General features: G+C 63.3%; 24 protein-coding genes and 1 pseudogene. 10 read left to right on the top strand and 15 right to left on the bottom strand.

Annotated elements, in window-relative coordinates; translation table 11 throughout:
* Positions 1 to 1,858, top strand: a 1,858-nt coding sequence (locus VN419_RS14525) for a hypothetical protein (RefSeq protein WP_325647931.1), incomplete at its 5' end; no start/stop codon positions are given.
* 107 nt (positions 1,859 to 1,965) lie between these two features.
* Here VN419_RS14525 and aroE read toward each other — a convergent pair.
* From aroE to queA, 6 genes and pseudogenes are all read right to left on the bottom strand, one after another.
* Positions 1,966 to 2,811 (bottom strand): shikimate dehydrogenase, encoded by an 846-nt coding sequence (gene aroE / locus VN419_RS14520; protein WP_325647930.1) that lies wholly within the window; start codon positions 2,809 to 2,811, stop codon positions 1,966 to 1,968.
* Between the two features lie 210 nt (positions 2,812 to 3,021).
* Positions 3,022 to 3,555, bottom strand: a pseudogene (locus VN419_RS14515) (2-oxoacid:acceptor oxidoreductase family protein); the annotation flags it as partial.
* Positions 3,555 to 4,313 carry a thiamine pyrophosphate-dependent enzyme gene (locus tag VN419_RS14510; RefSeq protein ID WP_325647934.1) on the bottom strand — a complete coding sequence of 253 codons (759 nt, stop codon included), beginning with the start codon at positions 4,311 to 4,313 and terminating at the stop codon, positions 3,555 to 3,557. The gene VN419_RS14510 and the pseudogene VN419_RS14515, both read right to left, overlap by 1 nt.
* A gap of 82 nt (positions 4,314 to 4,395) precedes the next feature.
* Positions 4,396 to 5,478, bottom strand: coding sequence for a 3-methyl-2-oxobutanoate dehydrogenase subunit VorB (locus VN419_RS14505; protein WP_325647929.1), 1,083 nt, complete (start codon positions 5,476 to 5,478; stop codon positions 4,396 to 4,398).
* An 8-nt stretch (positions 5,479 to 5,486) separates the two neighbouring features.
* Positions 5,487 to 5,720, bottom strand: a complete 234-nt coding sequence (locus tag VN419_RS14500; protein ID WP_325647928.1) for a 4Fe-4S binding protein — start codon at positions 5,718 to 5,720, stop codon at positions 5,487 to 5,489.
* A gap of 59 nt (positions 5,721 to 5,779) precedes the next feature.
* Complete coding sequence (queA, locus tag VN419_RS14495) at positions 5,780 to 6,934, bottom strand: tRNA preQ1(34) S-adenosylmethionine ribosyltransferase-isomerase QueA (protein WP_325647927.1); 1,155 nt, start codon at positions 6,932 to 6,934, stop codon at positions 5,780 to 5,782.
* Positions 6,935 to 7,101: 167 nt separating this feature from the next.
* Between queA and VN419_RS14490 the strand changes: the two genes are divergently transcribed.
* The 6 genes from VN419_RS14490 to VN419_RS14465 all read left to right on the top strand — a co-directional run bounded on the left by VN419_RS14490 (position 7,102) and on the right by VN419_RS14465 (position 12,343).
* The gene (locus VN419_RS14490) at positions 7,102 to 7,797 is read left to right on the top strand and encodes a hypothetical protein (protein ID WP_325647926.1); all 696 of its coding nucleotides are present in this window, start codon (positions 7,102 to 7,104) and stop codon (positions 7,795 to 7,797) included.
* 121 nt (positions 7,798 to 7,918) lie between these two features.
* Positions 7,919 to 8,491 (top strand): hypothetical protein, encoded by a 573-nt coding sequence (locus VN419_RS14485; protein ID WP_325647925.1) that lies wholly within the window; start codon positions 7,919 to 7,921, stop codon positions 8,489 to 8,491.
* Positions 8,488 to 9,720: a bifunctional phosphopantothenoylcysteine decarboxylase/phosphopantothenate--cysteine ligase CoaBC gene (coaBC, locus tag VN419_RS14480; protein ID WP_325647924.1), complete on the top strand. Its 1,233-nt coding sequence runs from the start codon at positions 8,488 to 8,490 to the stop codon at positions 9,718 to 9,720. The genes VN419_RS14485 and coaBC overlap by 4 nt, the downstream gene beginning before the upstream one ends.
* A gap of 2 nt (positions 9,721 to 9,722) precedes the next feature.
* A complete protein-coding gene (locus tag VN419_RS14475) occupies positions 9,723 to 10,346 on the top strand; it encodes a hypothetical protein (RefSeq protein WP_325647923.1) in 624 nt (207 codons plus the stop codon).
* Positions 10,347 to 10,416: 70 nt separating this feature from the next.
* Positions 10,417 to 11,424, top strand: coding sequence for an NAD-dependent epimerase (locus VN419_RS14470; RefSeq protein WP_325647922.1), 1,008 nt, complete (start codon positions 10,417 to 10,419; stop codon positions 11,422 to 11,424).
* 148 nt (positions 11,425 to 11,572) lie between these two features.
* Positions 11,573 to 12,343, top strand: coding sequence for an AAA family ATPase (locus VN419_RS14465; protein ID WP_325647921.1), 771 nt, complete (start codon positions 11,573 to 11,575; stop codon positions 12,341 to 12,343).
* A 21-nt stretch (positions 12,344 to 12,364) separates the two neighbouring features.
* On the opposite strand, the gene VN419_RS14460 is transcribed toward VN419_RS14465, so the two are convergent.
* Positions 12,365 to 12,793: a hypothetical protein gene (locus VN419_RS14460; protein WP_325647920.1), complete on the bottom strand. Its 429-nt coding sequence runs from the start codon at positions 12,791 to 12,793 to the stop codon at positions 12,365 to 12,367.
* Between the two features lie 101 nt (positions 12,794 to 12,894).
* Here VN419_RS14460 and VN419_RS14455 point away from each other — a divergent pair, with 101 nt between their 5' ends.
* The 3 genes from VN419_RS14455 to VN419_RS14445 all read left to right on the top strand — a co-directional run bounded on the left by VN419_RS14455 (position 12,895) and on the right by VN419_RS14445 (position 16,385).
* Positions 12,895 to 13,818 carry a ParB/RepB/Spo0J family partition protein gene (locus VN419_RS14455; protein WP_325647919.1) on the top strand — a complete coding sequence of 308 codons (924 nt, stop codon included), beginning with the start codon at positions 12,895 to 12,897 and terminating at the stop codon, positions 13,816 to 13,818.
* Positions 13,819 to 13,914: 96 nt separating this feature from the next.
* Entirely contained in the window at positions 13,915 to 14,934 is a 1,020-nt protein-coding gene (gene rfaE1, locus VN419_RS14450; protein ID WP_325647918.1) for a D-glycero-beta-D-manno-heptose-7-phosphate kinase, read from the top strand.
* A gap of 101 nt (positions 14,935 to 15,035) precedes the next feature.
* Positions 15,036 to 16,385, top strand: a complete 1,350-nt coding sequence (locus VN419_RS14445) for an ATP-dependent 6-phosphofructokinase (RefSeq protein ID WP_325647917.1) — start codon at positions 15,036 to 15,038, stop codon at positions 16,383 to 16,385.
* A 74-nt stretch (positions 16,386 to 16,459) separates the two neighbouring features.
* Here the strand turns inward: VN419_RS14445 and VN419_RS14440 are convergent, their stop codons facing one another.
* The 8 genes from VN419_RS14440 to VN419_RS14405 form a co-directional block, all read right to left on the bottom strand.
* A complete protein-coding gene (locus VN419_RS14440) occupies positions 16,460 to 16,855 on the bottom strand; it encodes a hypothetical protein (RefSeq protein ID WP_325647916.1) in 396 nt (131 codons plus the stop codon).
* 22 nt (positions 16,856 to 16,877) lie between these two features.
* Positions 16,878 to 17,141 (bottom strand): helix-turn-helix domain-containing protein, encoded by a 264-nt coding sequence (locus tag VN419_RS14435; RefSeq protein ID WP_325647915.1) that lies wholly within the window; start codon positions 17,139 to 17,141, stop codon positions 16,878 to 16,880.
* A 169-nt stretch (positions 17,142 to 17,310) separates the two neighbouring features.
* Entirely contained in the window at positions 17,311 to 18,930 is a 1,620-nt protein-coding gene (locus VN419_RS14430; protein WP_325647914.1) for an ArnT family glycosyltransferase, read from the bottom strand.
* Positions 18,931 to 19,033: 103 nt separating this feature from the next.
* Positions 19,034 to 19,303, bottom strand: a complete 270-nt coding sequence (gene fliQ, locus VN419_RS14425; RefSeq protein ID WP_325647933.1) for a flagellar biosynthesis protein FliQ — start codon at positions 19,301 to 19,303, stop codon at positions 19,034 to 19,036.
* A gap of 17 nt (positions 19,304 to 19,320) precedes the next feature.
* Complete coding sequence (gene fliP / locus VN419_RS14420) at positions 19,321 to 20,058, bottom strand: flagellar type III secretion system pore protein FliP (protein ID WP_414652944.1); 738 nt, start codon at positions 20,056 to 20,058, stop codon at positions 19,321 to 19,323.
* A gap of 31 nt (positions 20,059 to 20,089) precedes the next feature.
* Positions 20,090 to 20,560, bottom strand: a complete 471-nt coding sequence (gene fliO / locus VN419_RS14415; RefSeq protein ID WP_325647913.1) for a flagellar biosynthetic protein FliO — start codon at positions 20,558 to 20,560, stop codon at positions 20,090 to 20,092.
* Between the two features lie 25 nt (positions 20,561 to 20,585).
* Entirely contained in the window at positions 20,586 to 21,107 is a 522-nt protein-coding gene (gene fliN, locus VN419_RS14410) for a flagellar motor switch protein FliN (RefSeq protein WP_325647912.1), read from the bottom strand.
* Between the two features lie 128 nt (positions 21,108 to 21,235).
* Positions 21,236 to 21,841, bottom strand: coding sequence for a flagellar basal body-associated FliL family protein (locus VN419_RS14405; protein ID WP_325647911.1), 606 nt, complete (start codon positions 21,839 to 21,841; stop codon positions 21,236 to 21,238).
* Between the last annotated feature and the right edge of the window lie 13 nt (positions 21,842 to 21,854).

The following is a 21,854-nucleotide window of genomic DNA, read 5'->3' as shown; positions in this document are numbered from 1 at the left end:
GCTTGGCCCTGTGTACACCGTCTGGCCCCCCTTCGCCCACTCCGCAGCGCTTGTGATGCTGGCCTTGGCCAGCTTCCGGTGCCTTGGCCGATCCAGCAGCTTTTTTGGCAACGCTCTCATGCTCAGCGGCTTCGTGCTTTTTTCAACCCTGCAGGTCATCACTTCCGTCGGGCTTTCCCCGCTTTCCGTGCCCCCCACGGCGCTTGGCGCAGGCTGCCTGCTGCTGCTCACGCAGTCGCGCCGGGAACTTGGCTGGAAATGCGCAGGCACTCTTGGAGTGTTGCTGGTCATGGCGTCCGGCCCGCTGCCTTGGACAGTGGGCAAGATTTTTTACAGCGCGCGCTATCTGTTCCACACCGAGATGCTTACCTCTCCCCCGCTGCCATACCTTGTTTCGTGCGGCTTTCTTGGCACTCTTGTCCCAAAATTCGTGCTTGGCCTGTCCGTCCTCGGCGCGCTCTTGATGACCCGAGCGCAGCAGAAGCCCCTGCGTTACGTCGCATTCACCTTTCTTTTCTATGTCCTTGTCCACGTCGTATATGGCGCCGCCTACCTTTCGCAACGCTTCGATTTCCGTAGCCTTCCGCATCCCATATACCTCGACTACGCGACGACGCCGTTCTATGCCCTTTTCTTCGGATATCTGTTCCTCCAGCTTTTCCGCGACGTCACACGGCGTTTCCCTGACGCTTGGGCGTCATTCTCCGCACGCTTCACAAGTTCCGCACTCCTCCGGCCTCCCCGCCTTCTGCTGATCGCCGCCCTGGCCTATCTGCTGGTTCAAGGCGTATCCGCCTTCGCCCTCAAGCGTTACAAGCCAGCGCCCCAACTGGCGACCACCACCATCACGGAACACTTGGCCCTCGAAACGGCCCTCCGTCCCGGTTCCGCCTTCCGTGGACGCAGCGCATCGCTGCTCATGTGCGGAGCCGTGACAGACGTTGAAGCATCCGCCGGAGAGCAGGCCGATTGCGCCGGATTGACCTTCCTGTCCACACGCCCGGGCCTGAACAACACGCACAGCTTGTCGAACCTCTGGTTTTTCGACATTCCCACCATAGACGGCTATGAAGCCACCCTGGCTTCGTCGTTCTATCTTCTTTACAGCCGGCAAGCCTCCACTTCCCCGTGGCTCAACAACCACACTGGGTTTTCGCGCTTGAACGCGCCGCTTCTTTCCGCCAGCGGTGTGCGCTTCGTCATAAGCCCGCGCCCCCTCGCCGCTCCTGGCATTATTCCACGGCGTTACATCCACTTCGGATCGCAAGGCATCGACCACCAGGGGCCGGTTTCGAGCCAGGATGAACTGCTTGCCCTTGCCGGCGACGGCAATGCCATATGCCTTTATGAGCTTTCCTCACCGAACCTGGGCCAATTCAGCCCTACCAAAACGCATATTGTTCAGGACATGACTGCCGCGCTGGACGTTCTGGGCAGACCAGGCTTCGACTTTACGCAAGAAGTCGTCCTGCATGAGCCTTTGCCGCCGGCACAGGAGCAACGCCTGGTGCCTGGAAAACTGCTTGAGCCGCTGGTGGTGGAACAGAGCGGCTTGCGTCTCCAGGCGGTGTCTGAAGGGGTCAGCATTCTCCTGCTGCCCTTCGAGTTTTCACGGTGCATGTCGTGGCGTCCCGATCCGGGCGCCACTGGCGCGGCAAAGCTCTACCGCGCGAATCTCACCATGACAGCGTTCGTTTTTTCCGGCCGGGTTTCTGGCAAACTTGCTTATGAATTTGGCCCATGGACAAACTCCTGGGCGAAATTGCAGGATCTCGAAGACCTCAACCGCATGGGCTTGCGGCAAGTGCCCACCCATCCGCTGACTGGAGCATCGCGATATATCAAGGTAAATCTTTAGAGGCTTAGAAGTCGCTCCGGCAAAGAAAAAGGGCGGTTGCAGATGCAGCCGCCCTTTCAATTTATTGTGCAATCCCAACGTGTTTTAAACGCCGCCAGAGGCCTCGTCTAAGCGCCTGTCAGCGCCATGTCGGCCATGAGCAACTGCCGGGCGCGCTTTTCGTCCAGACGCTTACCGGTCCAGATCTCGAACTGGGCCAGCCCCTGGTGCAGGAACATGCTCTGCCCGGACACGCAGGCCACGCCTGCCGCCTGGGCGTCCTGGATGAGCCGGGTGCGCACGGGATTGTAGACCATGTCGAACACCAGGGACACGTCTTTGAAGCCGTCCTGCGGCCAGGGCGATTCGTTCACGTGTTCGCCCGTGGTGCCCAGCGGCGTGGCGTTCACGATCAGCGACCAGACGCTAGCCGCCCGCTCGTCCCAGGGCACGGCGCGGATGCCGAAGTCCCGCGCGAGGCCCAGGGCCTTGCCGGGCGTGTGGTTGGCCACGGCGATGTCGGCCACGTTAAGGGCCTTGAGCGCCGCGCAGGCCGCGCGGGCCGCTCCGCCAGCCCCAAGCACCAGGGCGCTCTTCAACGCCTCTCTGTGGGCCTCCAGCGGGGCCACGATGCCGTCCACGTCGGTGTTGTCGCCCAGAAGCTTGCCTTCGCGCCAGAACAGCGTGTTCACCGCGCCCACGGCCTTGGCCCGTTCGGTGAGGCCGTCCAGGAAGGGAATCACCGTCTGCTTGTGCGGAATGGTGACGCTGACGCCCTTGATGCGGCGCACGCGCACCTCGGCCAGGAAGGCCTTGAGCTTGTTGCCGGGCTCCGTGGGCCAGGCAACGTAGGTGCCGGGCAGGCCGGATTCCTTCAAGCCCCAGTTGTGCAGCAACGGGCTCTTTGTGTGCCCCAGGGGCCAGCCGATGATGCCGTACTGGCCCTGGGGCTTCTTGTTTGGGATTGGCTTCACGCGTTACTTCTTCTTTGCCGTCGGCTTCGCCGCCGACTTCGTCGGTTTAAGGGGCTTCGCTGTTTTAGGGGGCGTCGCCTTTTTGGCGGCAGCCTTCTTGGCCGCAGCTGGCTTGGCCCCAGCTGGCTTGACCAGCGCTTTGGCGGCGGGCTTCTTTGCTGCGGGCTTCGCCGGGGCCTTCGCAGCTCCCTGGGCCTTCAGCTGCTCCAGGGCGTAGGCCGCGCCTTCGCGCAGGGCCGTCACGTTCAGGGGCACAATCTTGGCGGGCATGACCGCGCTCAGGCATTCCTCCACCGTGGACAGCTTGACCATGCCGGTTGCGGCCACATAGGCCCCCAGCATGATGGTGTTCACGGCGCGGGCGTTGCCCACCTTGTCGGCCAGCTCGTTGGCGGGCACCAGCACGGTGCGGATGCGCCCGCCCTTCTCCACCAGCTTGGGGTCCACCAGGCTGGAGTTCACGATCTGGATGCCGCCATCGGCCAGCTTGGGCTGGAACTTGTCCAGGCTCGGGCGGTTCATGACGATGAGGCTTTTGGGCGCGTTGATGATGGGCGAGCCGATCTCATCCTCGGAAAGCACCACGGTGCAGTTGGCCGTGCCGCCGCGCATCTCCACCCCGTAGACCGGGATGTAGGTGACGTTCAGCTTTTCCTTCATGCCCGCGTAGGCCAGCAGGTTGCCGATCAAGAGCACGCCCTGCCCGCCGAAACCGGCCATGATGACGTCGATGTAGCGCTTCATTATTTGCCTCCCTCATTGCCCGGTGCGATCATGGAGCCGCAGGTGCCGTCCATGTCCACTTCCTTGTACACGCCAAGGGGGAAGTAGGGGATCATCTCGTCGGTGATGCGCTTGTTGGCCGCAAGCGGCGTCATGCGCCAGTTGGTGGGGCAGCCCGCCAGAAGCTCCACGAAGCCGAAGCCCAGGCCCTTGGTCTGCACCTCGAAGGCCTGGCGCATGTACTTCTTGGCCTGGCGGATGTTCTTGACCGAATCCAGGCTGCCGCGCGCGCAAAAGGCCACGCCGCCCAGCTGGGCGATGATCTCGCTCATGCGGATGGGCGAGCCCTCGCGGTCCTTGCAGCGGCCGCCGGGGCAGGTGGTGGTCTTCTGGCCGATGAGCGTGGTCGGGGCCATCTGCCCGCCGGTCATGCCGTAAACCGTGTTGTTGACGAAGACCACGCTCATGCGCTCGCCGCGGTTCGCAGCGTGCATGATCTCGGCCATGCCGATGGACGCCAGGTCGCCGTCGCCCTGGTAGGTGAACACGAACTTGTCGGGCCGGGCGCGCTTCACGCCGGTGGCCACGGCCGGGGCGCGGCCGTGCGGGGCCTCCACAGAGTCCACGTCGATGTAGTTGTACAGGAACACGGAGCAGCCGATGGCCGTCACCGCGATGGTGTTTTCCTTCAGGCCCAGCTCGTCCAAGAGCTCGGCCACCATGCGGTGGGCGATGCCGTGGTGGCAGCCCGGGCAGTAGTGGGTGGCGCGGTCCACCATGGAGGCCGGGCGGGTGAACACCAGCTCTTCGCCCGCCTGGTTCACCTTGGCCTGGGGCGCGGTTTTTTGTGCCTTGGTCATGCTATTTCCTCCCCAGGGCGCGCAGGATGGGCGCTTCGAAGTCATCCGGGCTCGGCATGTTGCCGGGGTAGACGCAGAACAGATCAGAGTCGGCGTATTTGCGCACGGAAAGGCGCACGTCCTCCACCATCTGCCCCAGGTTGTGCTCAATGGTCAGGAAGCGCTTGCCTTCTTTGGCCAGCTTTTCCAGCGCCTTTTCCGGGAAGGGGTACAGGGTCTTGGGCCGGAACAGGCCCACCTTTTTGCCCTTGGCGCGCAGGGCGCGCACCGCGTTCTTGGCGATGCGCCCGATGGACCCGAAGGCCACCACCACCAGTTCGGCGTCCTTCACCTCAAAAGTCTCGAAATCCACCAGCTTTTTCCAGGCGTCGTACTTGGCCTGCAGCTTCATGTTCTGCCCGGCCAGCTCGCCGTCCATGAGGAAGAGCGACTTGATGATGCGGTGGTCGCGCTTGCCCTTGCCGGAAGAAGGCGCGCCGATGAGCCGCCAGTCCGCCCCTTCCTCGGGGTCGACCTTTTTGGGCTCGCGCGGGGTGATGGGCTCCTTCATCTGGCCGATGATAGCGTCGCCCAGGATGAGCACCGGATTGCGCGAGGCGAACGCCAGGTCAAAGGCGTCATAAGTCATGTCGTAGGCTTCCTGCGCGCTGGAGGGCGCAAGCACCAGCAGGCGGTAGTCGCCGTGGCCGCCGCCGCGCGTGGACTGGAAATAGTCGCCCTGGCTGGGGCCGATGTCGCCCAGGCCCGGCCCGCCGCGGTTCATGTTCACCAGCACGGCGGGCACTTCGCTGCCGGCCATGTAGCTGATGGCCTCCTGCTTGAGGCTCATGCCGGGCGAAGACGAGCTGGTCATGGCGCGGATGCCGCAGGCGCCCGCGCCCAGCAGCATGTTCGCCGCCGCCACTTCGCTCTCGGCCTGGACGAACTCGCCCCCGGCCTCGATGATGGCCTTGCTCATGAATTCCGGGATGTCGTTCTGCGGGGTGATGGGGTAGCCGAAGAAGCACTTGCACCCGGCCGCCAGCGCGCCCATGGCGATGGCCTCGTTGCCCTTGACGAAAAGACGTTCCTTTTTGCCTGCCATGCGCCCTCCTATGCTGCCTTTTTAGGCTTCTTGCCGCGCCAGACTTCGATGGCCACGTCCGGGCAGATGGTGGCGCAGGACGCGCAGCCGGTGCACTTGTCCATGCTTTCGGCAGGGACCTCGGCAACCTTGTAGCCGTGCTGGTTGATGCGCTCGCTCTGCCGGATGATCTCCACCGGGCAGACCTGGGTGCACAGCAGGCACCCTTTGCAGCGCTCTTCCGATACGGTGATGCGGGACATTGAACACCCCTTCGCCGCACAGGCGGTACGCGCCAGCGGCTTTTTCAGAATCGATGTGGTCACACGATGAGCATGGCGTCGCCGTAGGAGAAAAAACGGAAGCCCTGGGCGAGCGCCAAAGCATAGGCGGCCATGATGCGTTCACGGCCCACCAGGGCCGAAACCATAATCAGGAGGCTTGACTCTGGCAAATGAAAATTGGTGATGAGCGCGTCCACAACATTGAAGTTTCGGCCAGGATAGATGTAGATGCCCGTCTCCCCGGCAAAGGAGGCCACGCGCCCCTGCGCGGCGAACATGCCCTCCAGGCTGCGGGCGCTGGTGGTGCCCACGGCGATGACCGGAAGCCCAGCCGCCTTGGCCTCGCGAATGGCGGCGGCAGTTTCCTCCGGCACCTCCACATATTCCTTGTGCATCTCATGGGTGCGGATATCCGCCGCGCGCACCGGGCTGAAGGTGCCGTAGCCCACGTAGAGCGTCACCTCGGCCCACTTGAAGCCCCTGGCCTCCAGACGCCCGCGCACCTCGGGCGTGAAGTGCAGCCCGGCTGTGGGCGCGGCCACGCTGCCCGCCTTGGCGGCGTTGGCGTAGGTGGTCTGGTAGCGTTCGCGGTCCGCGGCGTCGTCCTCGCGCTCCAGATATGGAGGCAATGGCATGTGCCCGATTTCATTTAATATCACACCAATGTCACCCTGCCATTCCAGGCGCAGACGGCAGCGGCCGTACTCGCCGCGCTCAAGGAGCGTGACGCTGAAGGCCATGCCCTGCGGCGCGTCGAACAATGCCGTCTCGCCCTCTTTCATGCGCTTGGCCGTGCGCACCAGGCCCTCGGCCTCGGCGCTTTGCCGTCCATCGGGCAAAGGTTTCACGTGAAGCAGCGGCAAGGGGGTCAAGAGCAGCAGCTCCACGCGTCCGCCCGTGGCCCTGCGGCCATAGATGCGCGCCGGGAACACGCGGGTATTGTTGGCGATGAGTAGCCCGCCTTGCGGAAACTTCGCGGCCAAAAGCTCCGGTAAATTGGCGAACTCATCCGCCCGCGGCGCTTCGGTCTGGCGGTCCAGGAACAGCAGGCGCGAGGCATCGCGCCGCTCCGCCGGGCGGCGGGCGATCTGACTTTCCGGCAGTTCATAGGCGTAGCTGCTCAGACGGAAGGCTTCAGGGATGCCGGACTCGTCCGGGGCCTCGTGCTGGGGTCGGGGGGCGCTCGTGTGCATGGTTGGCTGATGGTACCCAATCCCGCGCTGATGGCAAGCCCCGCCCGCACGTGAGCATTCGGCGCGCGTGGTGATGATCTGGCGCGCAGGTGGCGATCAACGCCACAAACCCACGAAGGACGCCAGTTTTTCCTTGATCTTCAGCCTGATCCTGGTATGCACCGGACATGGAACTGTTGGCACTGAGCGACATCGCGAAACTCACCGGCATTCCCGCGCCTACGGCCCGGCGCTACGCAGCCCTGTTCAAGGACTTTCTTTCCGGTCGCCGCCTGGGCCGCATGACCCGCTACCCTGAACACGCCGTTGTCGTGTTCCAACGCATCGGCGAGCTGTACACTGAAGGCCGCATCACTTCGGAAATTGAGGATATTTTGCGCAGGGAGTTTCCCCGCACCATCGAGGTCGGACCGGCCAGCGAGCCCATCGCCCTGCCCGCCGTGGTCCACGATCTGCCGGACAACCTGGCCGAGGTCCTCTCCGACGCCTTGTCCGAGGCTTTGTCCAACTCCATCACCCACTTCTCCGACGCGCTTGAAAAGCTGGCCGAGCAGAAAACCAGCCTGGACACCCACCAGACCGACATCACCAAGCTCAAAAACGGCTTTGTGCTTCTGGCGCGCAACCTGAAGCGCGTGGCCAAGCGCGAGCAGGCCGACGTGTCCGCTCAGGTGGACCGCCTGTCCGAGCGTCTCAAGAACATCGAGCCCAAACTCGCGGTGATGGAGGAGATCAGTCTGACCCTCACCAGCGACAATGCCGACCTGAAGGCCCGGGTGGCCGCCCAGGAAGTCGAGCTGCGCCGCCTGCGCGAAGACCGCGAACGCCTTGAAGATCTGCTGCGCCGCCAGGGCCTGCTGTAGGAACGTCCGGCCAGTTCTGGCCACGCCCGCCGCGTTGAGATTTTTTCCCATATCGGATACACAGCCGACGAATGCGACTCGTCGCGCCACCATTCATGCCACAACCATGAGGAAACGCCCCATGAAGTCCGCACCCTTCAAATTTCTTGTCGGCCCTTCTCTCGCATTGGCCTTGGCTGTGTCCCTTGCCGGCTGCTCCGGCATGAACAACACCCGCGCCACCAGCGAAGCCGGCCCCGCGTCTTCCGGCCAGGCCGAGACCTATGACAATCCGAACTACTACTATCTCTTCGACGACATCCTGGTGCCCAACGGCATGGAACACACCGCCAGCGACGATTTCTCCTTCGACACGCAGCAGTTCAAGGCCGGCATCCAGAACTTCGAGGGTCGCGTGGTGTACGACGACCTCATCAACTTTTTCCAGAACAACATGGTTAAGGACGGCTGGCGCAAGGTCTCGGCCGTGCGCTCGAAGAAGAGCATCCTGATCTTCGAAAAGGCCAACAAGGCGGCTATCATCGAGTTGGTGGACGGCTTCAAGGCCAAGGCCACGGTCTTCGCCCTGGAGTACAAGGTCGGTTCCTCCGCGCCCGCCGTGCGCAGCAGCAGCAGCCGCACCGGCAGCACCCGCGGCGTTCCCGCGCCCCCGGCCCCGAACAAGAGCAGCTTCTCCGAGAAGGACATCAATTGAGCACAGAGCACCTGCGCTTTCCCTGCTTTTTGGGCAGGCGCGTGCATCTGGGCGTCACAGGCAGCATCGCGGCCTACAAGAGCCTGGAGCTCCTGCGCCTGCTTGTCGACTCCCAGATCGCCGTGGGCGTGACCTTGACCGCCTCGGGCCAGCGCTTCATCGGGGCGGAGAGCTACCGCGCCCTGGGCGCGCAAACCGTGGACACGGTCCTGTTCGCCGAGGCGGAGACAGGCGACCCCTTCGCCCACCTGACGCCAGGTCGCGCCTCCGCAGCGCTCGTCATCGCCCCGGCCACGGCCAACATCCTGGCCAAGCTCGCCCACGGCCTTGCCGACGACATGCTTTCCACCCAGGGCCTGGCCTTCCGCGGGCCGCTCATCCTCGCCCCGGCCATGAACCCGGCCATGTGGGCCGCTCCGGCCACGCAGGCCAACTGGCGCACCCTACTGGGACGCGGCGCCATCGGCGTGGGCCCGGCCTGCGGCAACGTGGCCTGCGGCGATACCGGAACCGGACGCCTTGCCCCAGTGGAGCACATTTTCGCCGAGGTGTTGCGCGCCCTCTCGCCCAAGGATCTGGCAGGCAAGACCGTCCTCGTCACCCTTGGCCCCACGCGCGAGGCTTGGGACGCGGTGCGTTATCTTTCGAATCCCTCCAGCGGCCTCATGGGCGCGTGCCTGGCCGTGGCCGCCTGGCTGCGCGGGGCCGAGGTGCAGGTTGTCGCCGGACCCACGGCCTATGATTTTCCTCCTGGCATCAGCGTCACGCGCATCACCAGCGCGCGCGAGATGCTCGACGCCGCAACCGCGCTGTGGCCCAAGGCTGACATCGCCTGCTGCACGGCGGCCGTGTGCGACTTTCGTCCCCTGCCCCCGGCCACGGGCCAGGACCACAAGCTCAAAAAACGCGACCTGGGCGATGATCTGATGATCACGCTCGAACCCAACCCGGACATCCTGCGCAGCCTTGGCGCGGCAAAGCGCGATGGCCAGTTGCTCATCGGCTTCGCGGCCGAGACGGACGATCTGCAAGGTCAGGCGCGGCTCAAGCTTGCCGAGAAAAATCTCGACCTCATCGTGGCCAACCGCGTGGGCGTGCCCGGCAGCGGCTTCGACTCGGCCACCAATACCGTCAGCGTGCTGGACCGCTCCGGACGCAGTGAACAGTGGCCGGAACTTCCCAAAACCGAGGTCGCCTGGCGCATATGGGATCTTTTGCAGCATCTGTAGACTTGGCGGAACGGCTGCGCCCCTGGTCTGTGGCGGGCCTGGCGCACCTGTACCTGCCCGAGGGCGCGGACTCGTCCTTTGACGAGCCCGTAGCCCCCGCCACGCCCGAACAAGCGCTGGTTGACCAGGCTGCTGCCGCCGCTCCTGGCACCGCATCCGTGCCCATGGAATCCGCCGCCATCGAGCCGGTTGTCTGGCCCGCGCCCTGGAGCGTTCTGGCTGGGCGCGTGCGCTCCACCCCGCGCGTGATCATCACCTATGCCGCCCTGGCCGACGATGTTGCCGGAGCTGCCGATCCGGCTCGTCGCAAACTTTTCCAGACCATTCTGGCTTACCTGGCCTGGCCGCAGGGAACTACTCTGTTCTGGCCCATTACTTTCCCCGCAGGGGTCGAACCCGGCACGCTGTTCGCGTCCGACATCTTCGCCGCCGGAGTGCGCCACTTCGGCATCCGCCACGTGCTCTGCTTTGGCCCCGGCCCCTTTGAGCGCGCACGCACCCTGTTCCCACAAGAGGACAAAGAGGTTCTGCTCCACGCCGCGCCTGCGCCGGAGAGCCTCGTCTCACTCCTGCCCCACGAGCTGCATCAGGCCCTTTCCCACGTGAAGGGCCTTGCCATCGACTAAACTTGCCTTTGATCCGCTGGGCAGGTAAAGCTGCCATCTTCTCATTCACCCGCAACCAAGGATTAACGCCATGAAGGTACTTGTCACCGGTGCGGCCGGCTTCATCGGGTTTCACCTGTCCCGCCGTCTGCTGTCCATGGGCCACGAAGTTGTCGGTCTGGACAACCTGAACGACTATTACTCCGTCGAAGTCAAACTTTCCCGTCTGGAGATCCTGAAGCCCGAGCCGAAGTTCACCTTCGTGAAGCTCGATCTGGCCGACAACGAAGGCATGAAGAAGCTCTTCGCCGAGCAGGGCTTCACCCACGTGGTCAACCTGGCTGCGCAGGCGGGCGTGCGCTACAGCATCGAGAACCCGCGCGCCTACATTGACTCCAACGTGGTAGGCTTCCTGAACATCCTGGAAGGCTGCCGCCACAACAAGGTCGAGCACCTGGCCTACGCGTCGTCCAGCTCCGTTTACGGCCTGAACACCACCATGCCGCTCTCCGTGCACGACAATGTGGACCACCCCATGAGCCTTTACGCGGCCACCAAGAAGTCCAACGAGCTCATGGCCCACACCTACAGCCATCTGTACGGCGTGCCCACCACGGGCCTGCGCTTCTTCACCGTGTATGGCCCCTGGGGCCGCCCGGACATGGCGCTCTTCCTGTTCACCAAAGCCATCATCGCGGGCGAGCCCATCAAGGTCTTCAACCACGGCAAGATGCGCCGCGACTTCACCTACATTGATGACATCATCGAGGGCGTTGTGCGCGTTGCCCAGCACACGGCCGAGCCGAACCCGGACTGGAGCGGCGCCAAGCCCGACCCGGCCACCAGCCCCGCCCCCTATCGCCTGTACAACATCGGCAACAACAACGTTGTTGAGCTCTCCCGCTACATCGAAGTTCTTGAGGAATGCCTGGGCAAGAAGGCCATCAAGGAATACCTGCCCATGCAGATGGGCGACGTGCCCGCCACCGAGGCCAACGTGGACGACCTTGTCCGCGATGTGGGCTTCAAGCCCGCCACCAGCATCGAAACGGGCATCTCCCGCTTTGTCGAGTGGTACCGCGGCTACTTCAAGGTGTAGTTTTTTCCACCTCACCCCACCAACGACTTGATTTTGGGCTGACCTCGACATAGTCTGAAAATCAACCCGTGCTGTTTCACGTGAAACACGCCCCAAAGGCAAATGTTTCACGTGAAACGCCGGGAGATCGCATGACCTTGGAGGCTCTGTGGCACGCAGAATTGTCGTAGCGAATCAGAAGGGTGGCGTGGGTAAAACCACAACCGCCGTGAATCTTGGCGCTTCCCTGGCCGTCATGGAGAAGCGCGTGCTGCTGGTGGATTGCGATCCCCAGGGCAACGCTTCAAGCGGTCTGGGCTTCTACCCCGGTGATGACCGGGCCAACATTTACACGGCGCTGTTCGACCCGGACAATGTGCGCCGCTCCATCGTAGAAACGGCGATTCCGTATCTCTCCCTGCTGCCCGGCACGCAGGACTTGGTCGGCGCGGAGATCGAACTGGCGGACAAGCTGGGGCGAGAGTATTATGTGCGCGATCTTCTGGCGGCGGTTGAGGACGAATACGACTTCATCCTCATCGACTGCCCGCCCTCGCTTGGCATTCTGACAGTGAATGCCCTGTGCGCGGCGCGTGAGCTTCTGGTGCCGCTGCAGTGCGAGTACTACGCGCTGGAAGGCCTGTCGCAGCTTCTTATGACCTATGAGTTGGTGAAGAAGCGCTTGAACCCAGAGCTCAAAGTCCTGGGCGTGGTGCTCACCATGTATGATCAGCGCAACAAATTGTCCTGGCAGGTGAAAAACGAGGTGCGCAAGGCCCTGCCCCAGCACCTGTTCGAGGTCATTATTCCAAGGAATGTGCGGCTTTCCGAGGCGCCGAGCTTTGGCAAGCCGGTCATCACCTACGACATCCGCTCCAGCGGGGCCGAGGCCTACATGGCACTGGCCCAGGAAGTGGTGCGCTGCAAAGTGCGCGACTAGAAGGCCCAAAGGCCGTGGCTATTATTTGCCGCGGCCCAAGTTGCGGATGGACTTTTCAGGCATAAAGGGCTTCGCTTCGGTTTTGACGCAATCTTTGAAATGGCGCTTGAGGATCTTGGCCTGGCAGCTCTGGCAGCGGAAGGCCACCAGCCCGCCCAGGTTGGCCGCAGTGAGCATGAACTTGCGCGGCTCGTCCAGTTCCCAGGCGTTGGTGCTGTTGCCGCACAATTCACAGGTCACGTCATGGTCCACCGGATAGTTGAAGTCCCAGAACTGGACGAGATCGCGCCAGTCCTGGATGGGCTCCTCAACCGCAGGCGCGGTTTGCGGAGCGAAGTGCGCAAGCACGGTTTCACGCACCAGGGCCCAGGCGTCCGGGCCAAGCAATGCGCCAAGGGGCTTACCCGAGGCATCGAAGAGTTCCTGAAAGTCGTCAGTTTTTGAAATCATGGCAGCTCCGTAGGTGAAGGGATGGCGTGTTATAGTGCCCAGGGGCGAACCTGGCAAGAACGCAATCGCGACACAGGGCTGAATCGATTTGGAGGGTATCAATGGCCATAGGTCAACGCGGTTTGGGTCGAGGATTAGATGCGCTGCTCGGCAGCATCAAGCCGGAATCGGTGAACACGGCGGAGGTGAAGCATCTGCCCATCGCCTCTATCCGCCCGAATCCGCATCAGCCGCGCAAGGAGTTCGATCCCGAAGCGCTGCAGGATCTCTGCAATTCCATCAAGAGCCAGGGCGTGTTGCAGCCTGTCCTGGTGCGTCCGGTGACGGGCGAAGCGACCCCGTATGAACTGGTCGCGGGCGAACGCCGCATGCGCGCCTCAAAGATGGCCGGACTGACGGAAATTCCGGCCTTGGTCCGCTCCCTCACGGACATGGAAACCCTGGCCATCGCGCTCATCGAGAATTTGCAGCGCGCCGACCTGAACGCCATCGAAGAGGCGCGTGGCTTCCAGCAGCTGCTGAAGGATTTCGGTCTGAGCCAAGAGGAACTGGCCCGGCAGGTTGGCAAGAGCCGCTCCGCCCTGGCCAATTCACTGCGCCTGCTCAACCTACCCGAGGACATCCAGGCCGACATTCAGACCGGCGTGCTCACCGCAGGCCATGGCCGCGCCATCATGTCCGTGGATGCGGACGCCGGGCACGGCCTGTACGAACGCATCAAGGGCTTCAACCTCTCCGTGCGCCAGGCTGAGGCCGAGGCCAGCTTCTTTAAAGAAAACGGGCGTATGGCGGACCCGGAAGAGTTGTACGGAAGCGAGAAGCCGCGCGGCAAGGCACCCAGAGGCGTACGCGGCACCAAGGTGCAGGACGAAGCCCTGGTGAACATCCAGGGGCAGCTGGCGGAAGTGCTGGGCGAAACGGTGAAGCTCACGGGAAGCGTGGAACGCGGCGTGCTCTCGGTACATTACCAGTCAGCAGAACAGCTTTCGGAACTGGCTCGCAAACTCGGCCTAGCCATGGCGTGATCGCGTCAATCATCAGATCATCACCACAGGCAAAACCATAATATCACAGATGTAATGCATGCCGCAACGTGAGCGGAAGCAGCGTTTAGAGGACACATGATCACACCCAATCTTACAGGTCTGCTCGCAAATCTCGCAGGCAAACGCGTGATGATCGTCGGCGACGTCATGCTTGATCACTACACGTTCGGGGCGGTCACGCGGATCTCGCCTGAGGCGCCAGTGCCCGTGGTTGAGGTGATCAGCGAAGAATACGTGCTTGGCGGCGCGGGCAACGTTGCGCTGAACATCAACGCTCTGGGCGGCCACGCCACCATGCTCGGCGTGATCGGCAATGATCGCGATGGCGAGACCCTGTCGGGGATCCTCGCCACCAACGCCGTGGACACGGTGCTCGTTCACGATGATCGCCGCCGCACAACGCGCAAGACCCGGATCATCGCCCAGAATCAGCAGATCGTCAGGGTTGATCGCGAAAACAGCGAAGCCTTGTCCCCGGCAGTCGTTGGTGAGTTGCTGGAGTACATCGCCAGGCACGGCCAACACCATGACATCGTTATTGTTTCAGACTACGGCAAGGGCGTGGTCACCAGGCCGATCATGGACGCTCTGCGGGCGCTCAAGGGGTCGGACGGCCGCCGCCCGCGCATCCTGGTGGACCCCAAGCCGCAAAACTACGACCTGTACCACGACGTGGACATCCTTACCCCCAATGCCAAAGAGGCGGGAGAAGGCGCAGGGCTGCCCTGCGTGTGGCCCAACGGCCCGGCCACGGTGGGTCAGGCCCTGTTTCAGCGCCTGAACTGCCGCGACCTGCTCATCACCCTCGGGCCACAGGGCATGGCCCTGTTCGAGGGCCGCGACAAGGCCCGGCACATCCCCACTTTCGCGCGCGACGTCTTCGACGTCACTGGCGCGGGCGACACGGTCATCGCCACCCTGGCGCTGGCCCTGGCCGCCGGGGCCGAACTGCTGGATGCTGCGGTGCTGGCCAATCACGCCGCAGGCATCGTGGTGGCCCAGGTGGGCGCGGCCACGCCAACCCTTGAAGGCCTGCGCCAGGCCGTGCAGGAGCGCCCTGCCCCGCCCATCGCTCCCCTGCCGGGAATGGGCTAGTCACAGGGGCGGACGCGGAAAAGCCGTCTGCATGGTTTACGCGGCCCGGCGAATTGGGTAGGACAAACTGTCGAACACCCGAGAATACCGGAGGAAACGCCATGTCCAAAGCCGCAGCCAAGAAATCCACGCTGGATTGCGCCATCCAGACCCTGGGCGTCGCCAAGATTCCCTCGCCCCTGAACTACTGCCGCTTCATCGGGCAGGAGGAGACCCTGGAGCTCCGCCTGACGGAAGAGGAAGCAGACCTTGCGGCCAACTCCGGCCAGCCCATGTGCTTTGAAAAGGCCGGCCCGCGCGGCAAGCTGTATTTCGACTCCTCCAAGGTCAAGTGCGCCATCGTCACCTGTGGCGGGTTGTGCCCGGGCATCAACGACGTCATCCGGGCCATCGTCATGGATGCCTACCACCACTACCGCGTGGCCTCGGTCATCGGCATCCGCTACGGTCTGCAAGGCTTCATCCCTAAATATGGCCACGACATCGTGGAGCTGACCCCGCACAACGTGAGCAATTTTCACGTGTTCGGCGGAACGGAGCTGGGTTCCTCCCGTGGTCCGCAGCCTGCAGACGAGATTGTGGATGCCCTTGAGCGCATGAACGTGGGCGTGCTGTTCATGATCGGCGGCGACGGCACCATGAAGGCCGCAGCCAACATCGTGAAGGAGATCCGGGCGCGCAACTCGCGCATCGCGGTCATCGGCATCCCCAAAACCATCGACAACGACATCAACTTCGTGGGCAAGAGCTTCGGCTTCGACACGGCCGTGGAGAAAGCCACGGAGGCCATCGCCTGTGCGCACGTGGAAGCCGTGGGCGTCTACAACGGCATTGGGGTCGTGAAGCTCATGGGCCGCGAATCCGGCTTCATCGCCGCCCAGGCCACCCTGGCGCTGAAGGAAGTCAATTTCGTCCTCGTGCCGGAGAATCCCTTCTCCCTGGACGGGCCCGACGGCCTGCTGAACCAGCTGGAAAAACGCCTGCGCGAGCGGCACCACGCGGTCATCGTGGTGGCCGAGGGCGCGGGCCAGCACCTGTGCGAGGCCAGCGGCCGCACAGACGCCTCCGGCAATCCCGTGCTCTGCGACATCTGCTCGCTCTTGATCGCGCGCATCAAGGAGCACTTCAAGGCCAAGGACCTGGAGCACACAATCAAGTTCATCGACCCGAGCTACATCATCCGCTCCGTACCGGCCAACGCCAACGACCGCGTGTACTGCGGCTTCCTGGGCCAGAACGCCGTGCACGCCGCCATGGCCGGCAAGACCGGCATGGTGGTCAGCCTGTTGCAGTCGCGCTACGTGCACGTGCCCCTGGAGCTGGTGACCATGGCCCGCAAGAAGCTGAACATCGAGGCCGATTACTGGCGCGCGGTGCTCGAATCCACGGGGCAGGAATCAATGAGCGTGCACGACCTGCCCGGATCGCCCTGCCCTGGCCCCAAAAGCTAGCCGCCAACACGAGACGCAAAAAAAAGACGCCCGGTTCGCCGGGCGTCTTTTTTTTAGGGCGTATGCAGCCTGAATTAGTCTTCGTTCACAGCCGGGCGCATGAGCATGTGCTCGCCGATGGCCTGGCGGGCGTCCTCGGCCTGCAGGGCCATGGCCAGAAATTCGAACATGTCGTTGACAGGGAGTTCCACAACATAGCTGCCGTTGTCGGCCAGCACGGTGTCGCCCTGCTCGTCCAGCAGGTAGGCGCGGCGCTCCCTGCTCTCCCCCGAGGCGGCGATGATGCCGTAGCCCACTTTGCCCTCGACGCTCTTGTAGAGCTTCTCCACGGTCAGCAGCCCGGTTGCGGTGCTGAAGTGGATGTCCTCGGCCACCATGGTGCCGGTGAGGCCGATGGGATTGCCGAAGTCGTTGGGCAGGGAAACGGGGCGGGGTCCGATGTTCTGATCAATCTGCGGCGTGCGGTTCATGCGCTCTCCTGGGGCCTTGTCTTCATAACGGCAGCTTGCACTGCCTGGGCCTGTTGCGGGCCGGTTCCGGCTTCCAATGCCTCCAGCCGCGCGCCACGTATTCATGCAGGGCGTCTTCCGTGACCCGCCACTGCGTGCCCACCCGGATGGCCCCGATGGCGCCATCCTTCACCAACCTGTAGGCGGTGCGGTAATGAATGCGCAGGATGTCGGCCACTTCCCGTATGGTCAGCAGCCTGGGGAGAAGCCCTCCCCCGTCCGGCGCGGGCACATCTGTGTCTATCATAGGACACCGATGTACAGCTGTATGCACCCGTTGTCAAAGAATGTCAACGAATGTCATTGCTGCACATCAAAGCATCACAAAATTCCGAGCCTGACGTCTGAGAAGCAAGCATTGGCGCGGCCAGCCGAGGCTTCTCCGCAGGAGGCCGTTTACGGCACGTTCTCCGGCTTTAGAAGGCGCCAGTATCCCGGAGCGGCCAAAAGCCCTTGTAGCCCGTGCAGAGGTAATAATAGAACGGTCGCACGGGTTCTCCGCGAAAGCTCGCAACATGTCGGTACGGCCCGGCCACGCGTTCGAACATTTCCGTGACCACGGGAGGCTGCCCGGGGGCGTCACCGCGCAGAACAAGTACGGCGTCCCAGCCGAGCTTGTCCTTGGGACCGCCCCAAAGGTCATACTGATTCATACGCCGTCCGTCCCACCACAGGCAATAGGCCTGCGGCTGGCCCGGCACGTAAAAAGCCAACTCAGCGGTGATGTCATACACATCGCTCATGAAAAAAACACGGGACGGATCAGGGAAGCGCGTATCGGCCACGTTGCGCATGTGGCGGCCCAGGTCGTCCCAGCCCTTGAGGCGGTGGGCCGGATTCAGGCTGGGCGGAATGGGCAGCAGCTGGTGCAGGTGGATCAGCAGCATGAGCCCCACGCTGGCCCAAGCCCCGGTCTTGAGCCAGAACAGGCCCCGGCGCGACACGCCGAGGCGCAGCAAACGCTCCAGCTCCGCTCCACAGAGCAGGCACCCGGCCACGAAGCTCACGGTATTCCAGTTGGCCAGCACCTTGGTGTGGAAGCTCCAGGCCAGGAAGAACAGCGTCATGGGCCAGAAGAACACGGCCAGCAAGGCCGACTGCTGCAGGGAGAGCGGCGACGGGTCGGCGGACGCCGCAGGCGCGGGCCGCCAGCAGCGCAGGGCCGCGCGCCAGCCGGCCACCAGCATGAACCAGAACCACCACGGCAGGGCGAAGCCCACCTGCGCGCCCACATACTCCGGCACGCGGGAGATGCGGAACAGGGTCTTGCTGCCCTCGCCGGACACGCCGATGAGGTGCAGCACATGCTTGTAGCCCACAAAGCCGTTCTGCATGTTCCAAATGAAGGTGGGCAAAAAGCCCAGGCACACGCCAATGCCCAGAGCCAGCACGATCCTGGGCCAGAAGCGCGGGGGCAAAGCATGCTGGCGCTGCAAAATATAGCCGTAAATCACGGCCAGGCCGGCCACGCCGAGCATGGTGTACTTGGCCAGAATGCCCACGCCGTAGGCCAGGGCCAACAGTGCAAAGGGCCACAGGCCGCGTTCGGCGCCCTGCTCGTCCGGCGTGGTGGCGGCATACAGGGCCAGCATCGCCACGGTCCAGCAGACAACAAAGGGGTTGTCCGTGGTCATGAGGATGCCCAGGGCCTGGAACAGGGGCGAAATGGTGATGATGAACACGGCCAGCACGGCCATGACCGGGCGCTTCCAGACCTTGCCCACAAGCAGCCACACCAGGGCCGGGAACACTGCAGCCCCCAGGATGGAGCCCATGCGGACGCCAAGCTCGGTGTTGCCGAACACGGCCGTGCACGCCCAGATGATCCAGGCGATGAGCGGACCCTTGGAATAATAGGTCAGCTGAAGGTGCCGGGTCCAATCCCAGTACTGGGCCTCGTCCTGCACCAGGCCAAGCTGCCCCGTGCCCACGAACCATAGCCGCAGCAGCAAGGAGCCGAAAACAAGAAGAAAAACCCAGCGTCCAGGGCTGCGGCGCAGGGAATCATACAGGGGCGAAGTGGTGGTGCTTTGCATCAAAAGATGTCCTGGCGCGATTTGCGCAGGGTCTGTCTAGCCTGGGCGCAAGGCTTTTGCAAGGAGCCCGGAAATCCGCCTCAGCGTGGGAGGAGAAAGGACGTCAGCGTATGTAGGTGGGCAGGTTCAGAAGCAGGTTCGTCGTGTAGGTTATCATCTTGTCCATGATCCATGGAAAGGCCAAAATAAGCGCAATGAACATGGCGATGAGCTTGGGCACAAGGGAAAGCGTCGCATCCTGGATCTGCGTCGCGGCCTGAAAAATGCTGATGGCCACGCCCACGATGAGCCCCACGCCCATCATGGGCAGGCAGATCACCAGGGTGAGTTCCATGGCCTCGCGCGCGAAGCCGACGACGAATTCAGGGGTAATGGCCACGGCGCGCCCCGTCAGGCAAAGGAGTTGACCAGGGAGCCGATGAGCAGGCTCCAGCCGTCAACCAGAATGAACAACAGGATCTTGAAGGGCAGGGCCACTGTCGCTGGCGGCAGCATCATCATGCCCATGGAGAGCAGGATGCTGGCCACCACCATGTCCAGGATGAGGAACGGAATGTAGATGAGGAAGCCGATGGAGAAGCCGGTCTTGAGCTCGCTGATGGTATAGGCCGCCACGAGCATGATGGTGGACACCTGCTCCTTGTTGGCCGGGCGCTCTTCCTTGGAGATGGAATAGAAGATGGACAGGTCCTTCTCGCGGGTGTGCTTGAACAGGAACTCGCGGATGGGCACCTGGGCCTTGTCCATGGCCTCCTTGAAGCCGATCTTCTCCTCCATGTAAGGTTGCAGGGCCTGCTCGTTCACGTTCTTGATCACCGGGCCCATGATGATGATGGTCATGAACAGGGCCAGGGAGGCCATGATCTGCGAAGGCGGCATCTGCGGGGTGCCCATGGCCTGCCGCAGGAAGTGGAATACGATGATGATGCGCGTGTAGCTGGTCATGGTCAGCACGATGCTCGGCGCGATGGTCAGCACCGTGAACAGGAACATCAGTTCCAGGGCCACGGCCACCTTGCCCGGCTCGGACTGGCCCGCGGAAAGCTGCATGGTGAGCGAAGGAACCTGCGTGACCGTGGCGTTGGCCGGGCCGCTGGAAGCCGCCTGCGCGAACGCGGGCAGCAGCACGAACAGAAAGAGGACGAGGAGGCCCGGAAGGCTAGCGCGGAGGACGTTCGCCAGGAGCGAAGAGGCTCGGACCTTCACCGGGGTCGTCGGTGCGCACGGGCTTTCTTTCGCCGCCAAGGGGGCGGAAGGACAAGGAGTCTCCCGCAGGCTGCGCAGCAGCGGCAGGCTTGCCGGAACCATTGCGCTGAGCGGCTGCGCCGTCCTTCCGCAAGGTGAGGAGATCGGCGAAGATTTTCGGATCATCGGCTTCCTTCTGTGCGGCGGGCTGGGCCGGGGTCAATTCGGCCAGGGTGTTGATGGACCCCTCGGTGATGCCGACCACGAGGGTCCGCTCCTGCACGCGGATTACCGCCACACGCTGGCGGGAACCGACGTTGAGCTGCCCCAGCACCTGCAGGTCCACACGCTCCGCCCCGGAGCGGATGGCGCCGGGCAGCAGGCGCTTGAGCACGAACACCACGCCATAAATGAGGCCCACGATGCACGCGAGCGCCACAACCATCTTTACGATGTCAAAAAATAGCTGATCAGGCAAGCTGCTTCACCCTCTCGATGGGGCTGATGATGTCCGTCAGGCGGATGCCGAACTTCTCGTTGATGACCACGGCCTCGCCACGGGCGACAAGCTTGCCGTTGACGAAAATCTCCATGGGCTCGCCAGCCAGCTTGTTCAGCTCCACCACGGAGCCCTGGCCAAGCTGCAGAAGCTCATTGATCAGCAGGCGCGTGCGGCCAAGCTCGGCCGAGACCTCCAGGGGGATGTCGAGGATGAAGTCCAGATCGCGTTTGGTGCCGGGATTCTGACGCTGGGCCTTGTGCTCGGCCGTCATGTCGCGGAACTCGGGCTCGTGCGTCTGGGTGCGCAGGAAGGACTGTTCCTTGTCCTTTTTGACGTCATCGGCCTCCTGGGTGGCCAGGGCCTTGGCCCACTCGTCAGCCAAAGCCTCATCGGAAGAAGCAGGCGCAGCGCCGTCGGCCGCAGGCTCCTGCTCCAGCAGGGCGTTGGCCCATTCCTCGGCGAGTTTGTCCTGGTCTTTGTCGTCGGCCATGCTGACCTCTCTGTTGGGCTGTAGGTTCGGCCCGCAGGGTCACGGGGAAACGCCGCGGGTCTTTGCAGCACGTACTGCAAATCCCGTGCAGGCGCAACTGCGCAACCACCCGCGAACACGCTCCGCAGCTACTGAATCACAATCTCCGTGATATATACGCGCAACACCTTCTGTTCGCCAAGGACAAGCGTCAGGCGCTCCACGATCTCCTTCTTGAGCAGAATCTTGTTCTCCAGGCTCCCCAGGTCCTCATACGTCTTGCTGGAAAGCAGCAAAAGCAACGAGTCCTTGACCTTCGGCATGCTCTTGTTCAACTGGTCGGCCGCGGCCTTGTCCTTGACCTCGATATCGAGCGCTAGCTTGAGGTACCTGCGGCCCTGCGGCTCCGCCAGGTTGACCAAAAGCGGCGGGATGCTCACCAGCTCGCCCGCGCCCTCCACGGCCGCAGCGCCAGCGCCACCCTTCTCGTCCTTCTTGTCGCCATGGCCGCCCTTGTCGTCCTTCTTCTCTCCGCCATGGCCTTCCTCGGCCTTCTGCTCGGTGGCGTTGTCCGATCCGGCCGCGGCCTTCTTGCCCATCCACCACTTATAGCCAAAGAATCCGCCGCCGCCGAGCACGCCAAGCAGCACCACAATGAGGCCGATCATGATGAACAGCTTCTTCTTGGACTTCTTGGGGGCCTCGCCGTCCAGGGCGACTTCCTCGGCAGGAGCCTTTTCCGCTTTCTTTGCCATGAAACTCTCCGCC

Origin of the sequence: Humidesulfovibrio sp. (assembly GCF_035560995.1) — a bacterium.
GTDB lineage: Bacteria > Desulfobacterota > Desulfovibrionia > Desulfovibrionales > Desulfovibrionaceae > Humidesulfovibrio.
This window is presented reverse-complemented; position numbering and strand designations above follow the sequence as displayed.

Excerpts from the sequence above, each read along its gene's own strand:
- VN419_RS14510 (WP_325647934.1), bottom strand. The coding sequence starts at position 4,313 with ATGGTGGACCGCGCCACCCACTACTGCCCGGGCTGCCACCACGGCATC.
- VN419_RS14505 (WP_325647929.1), bottom strand. The coding sequence starts at position 5,478 with ATGGCAGGCAAAAAGGAACGTCTTTTCGTCAAGGGCAACGAGGCCATC.
- VN419_RS14500 (WP_325647928.1), bottom strand. The coding sequence starts at position 5,720 with ATGTCCCGCATCACCGTATCGGAAGAGCGCTGCAAAGGGTGCCTGCTG.
- queA (WP_325647927.1), bottom strand. The coding sequence starts at position 6,934 with ATGCACACGAGCGCCCCCCGACCCCAGCACGAGGCCCCGGACGAGTCC.
- VN419_RS14490 (WP_325647926.1), top strand. The coding sequence starts at position 7,102 with ATGGAACTGTTGGCACTGAGCGACATCGCGAAACTCACCGGCATTCCC.
- VN419_RS14485 (WP_325647925.1), top strand. The coding sequence starts at position 7,919 with ATGAAGTCCGCACCCTTCAAATTTCTTGTCGGCCCTTCTCTCGCATTG.
- VN419_RS14470 (WP_325647922.1), top strand. The coding sequence starts at position 10,417 with ATGAAGGTACTTGTCACCGGTGCGGCCGGCTTCATCGGGTTTCACCTG.
- VN419_RS14460 (WP_325647920.1), bottom strand. The coding sequence starts at position 12,793 with ATGATTTCAAAAACTGACGACTTTCAGGAACTCTTCGATGCCTCGGGT.
- VN419_RS14455 (WP_325647919.1), top strand. The coding sequence starts at position 12,895 with ATGGCCATAGGTCAACGCGGTTTGGGTCGAGGATTAGATGCGCTGCTC.
- rfaE1 (WP_325647918.1), top strand. The coding sequence starts at position 13,915 with ATGATCACACCCAATCTTACAGGTCTGCTCGCAAATCTCGCAGGCAAA.
- VN419_RS14445 (WP_325647917.1), top strand. The coding sequence starts at position 15,036 with ATGTCCAAAGCCGCAGCCAAGAAATCCACGCTGGATTGCGCCATCCAG.
- VN419_RS14440 (WP_325647916.1), bottom strand. The coding sequence starts at position 16,855 with ATGAACCGCACGCCGCAGATTGATCAGAACATCGGACCCCGCCCCGTT.
- VN419_RS14435 (WP_325647915.1), bottom strand. The coding sequence starts at position 17,141 with ATGATAGACACAGATGTGCCCGCGCCGGACGGGGGAGGGCTTCTCCCC.
- VN419_RS14430 (WP_325647914.1), bottom strand. The coding sequence starts at position 18,930 with ATGCAAAGCACCACCACTTCGCCCCTGTATGATTCCCTGCGCCGCAGC.
- fliO (WP_325647913.1), bottom strand. The coding sequence starts at position 20,560 with ATGGTTGTGGCGCTCGCGTGCATCGTGGGCCTCATTTATGGCGTGGTG.
- fliN (WP_325647912.1), bottom strand. The coding sequence starts at position 21,107 with ATGGCCGACGACAAAGACCAGGACAAACTCGCCGAGGAATGGGCCAAC.
- VN419_RS14405 (WP_325647911.1), bottom strand. The coding sequence starts at position 21,841 with ATGGCAAAGAAAGCGGAAAAGGCTCCTGCCGAGGAAGTCGCCCTGGAC.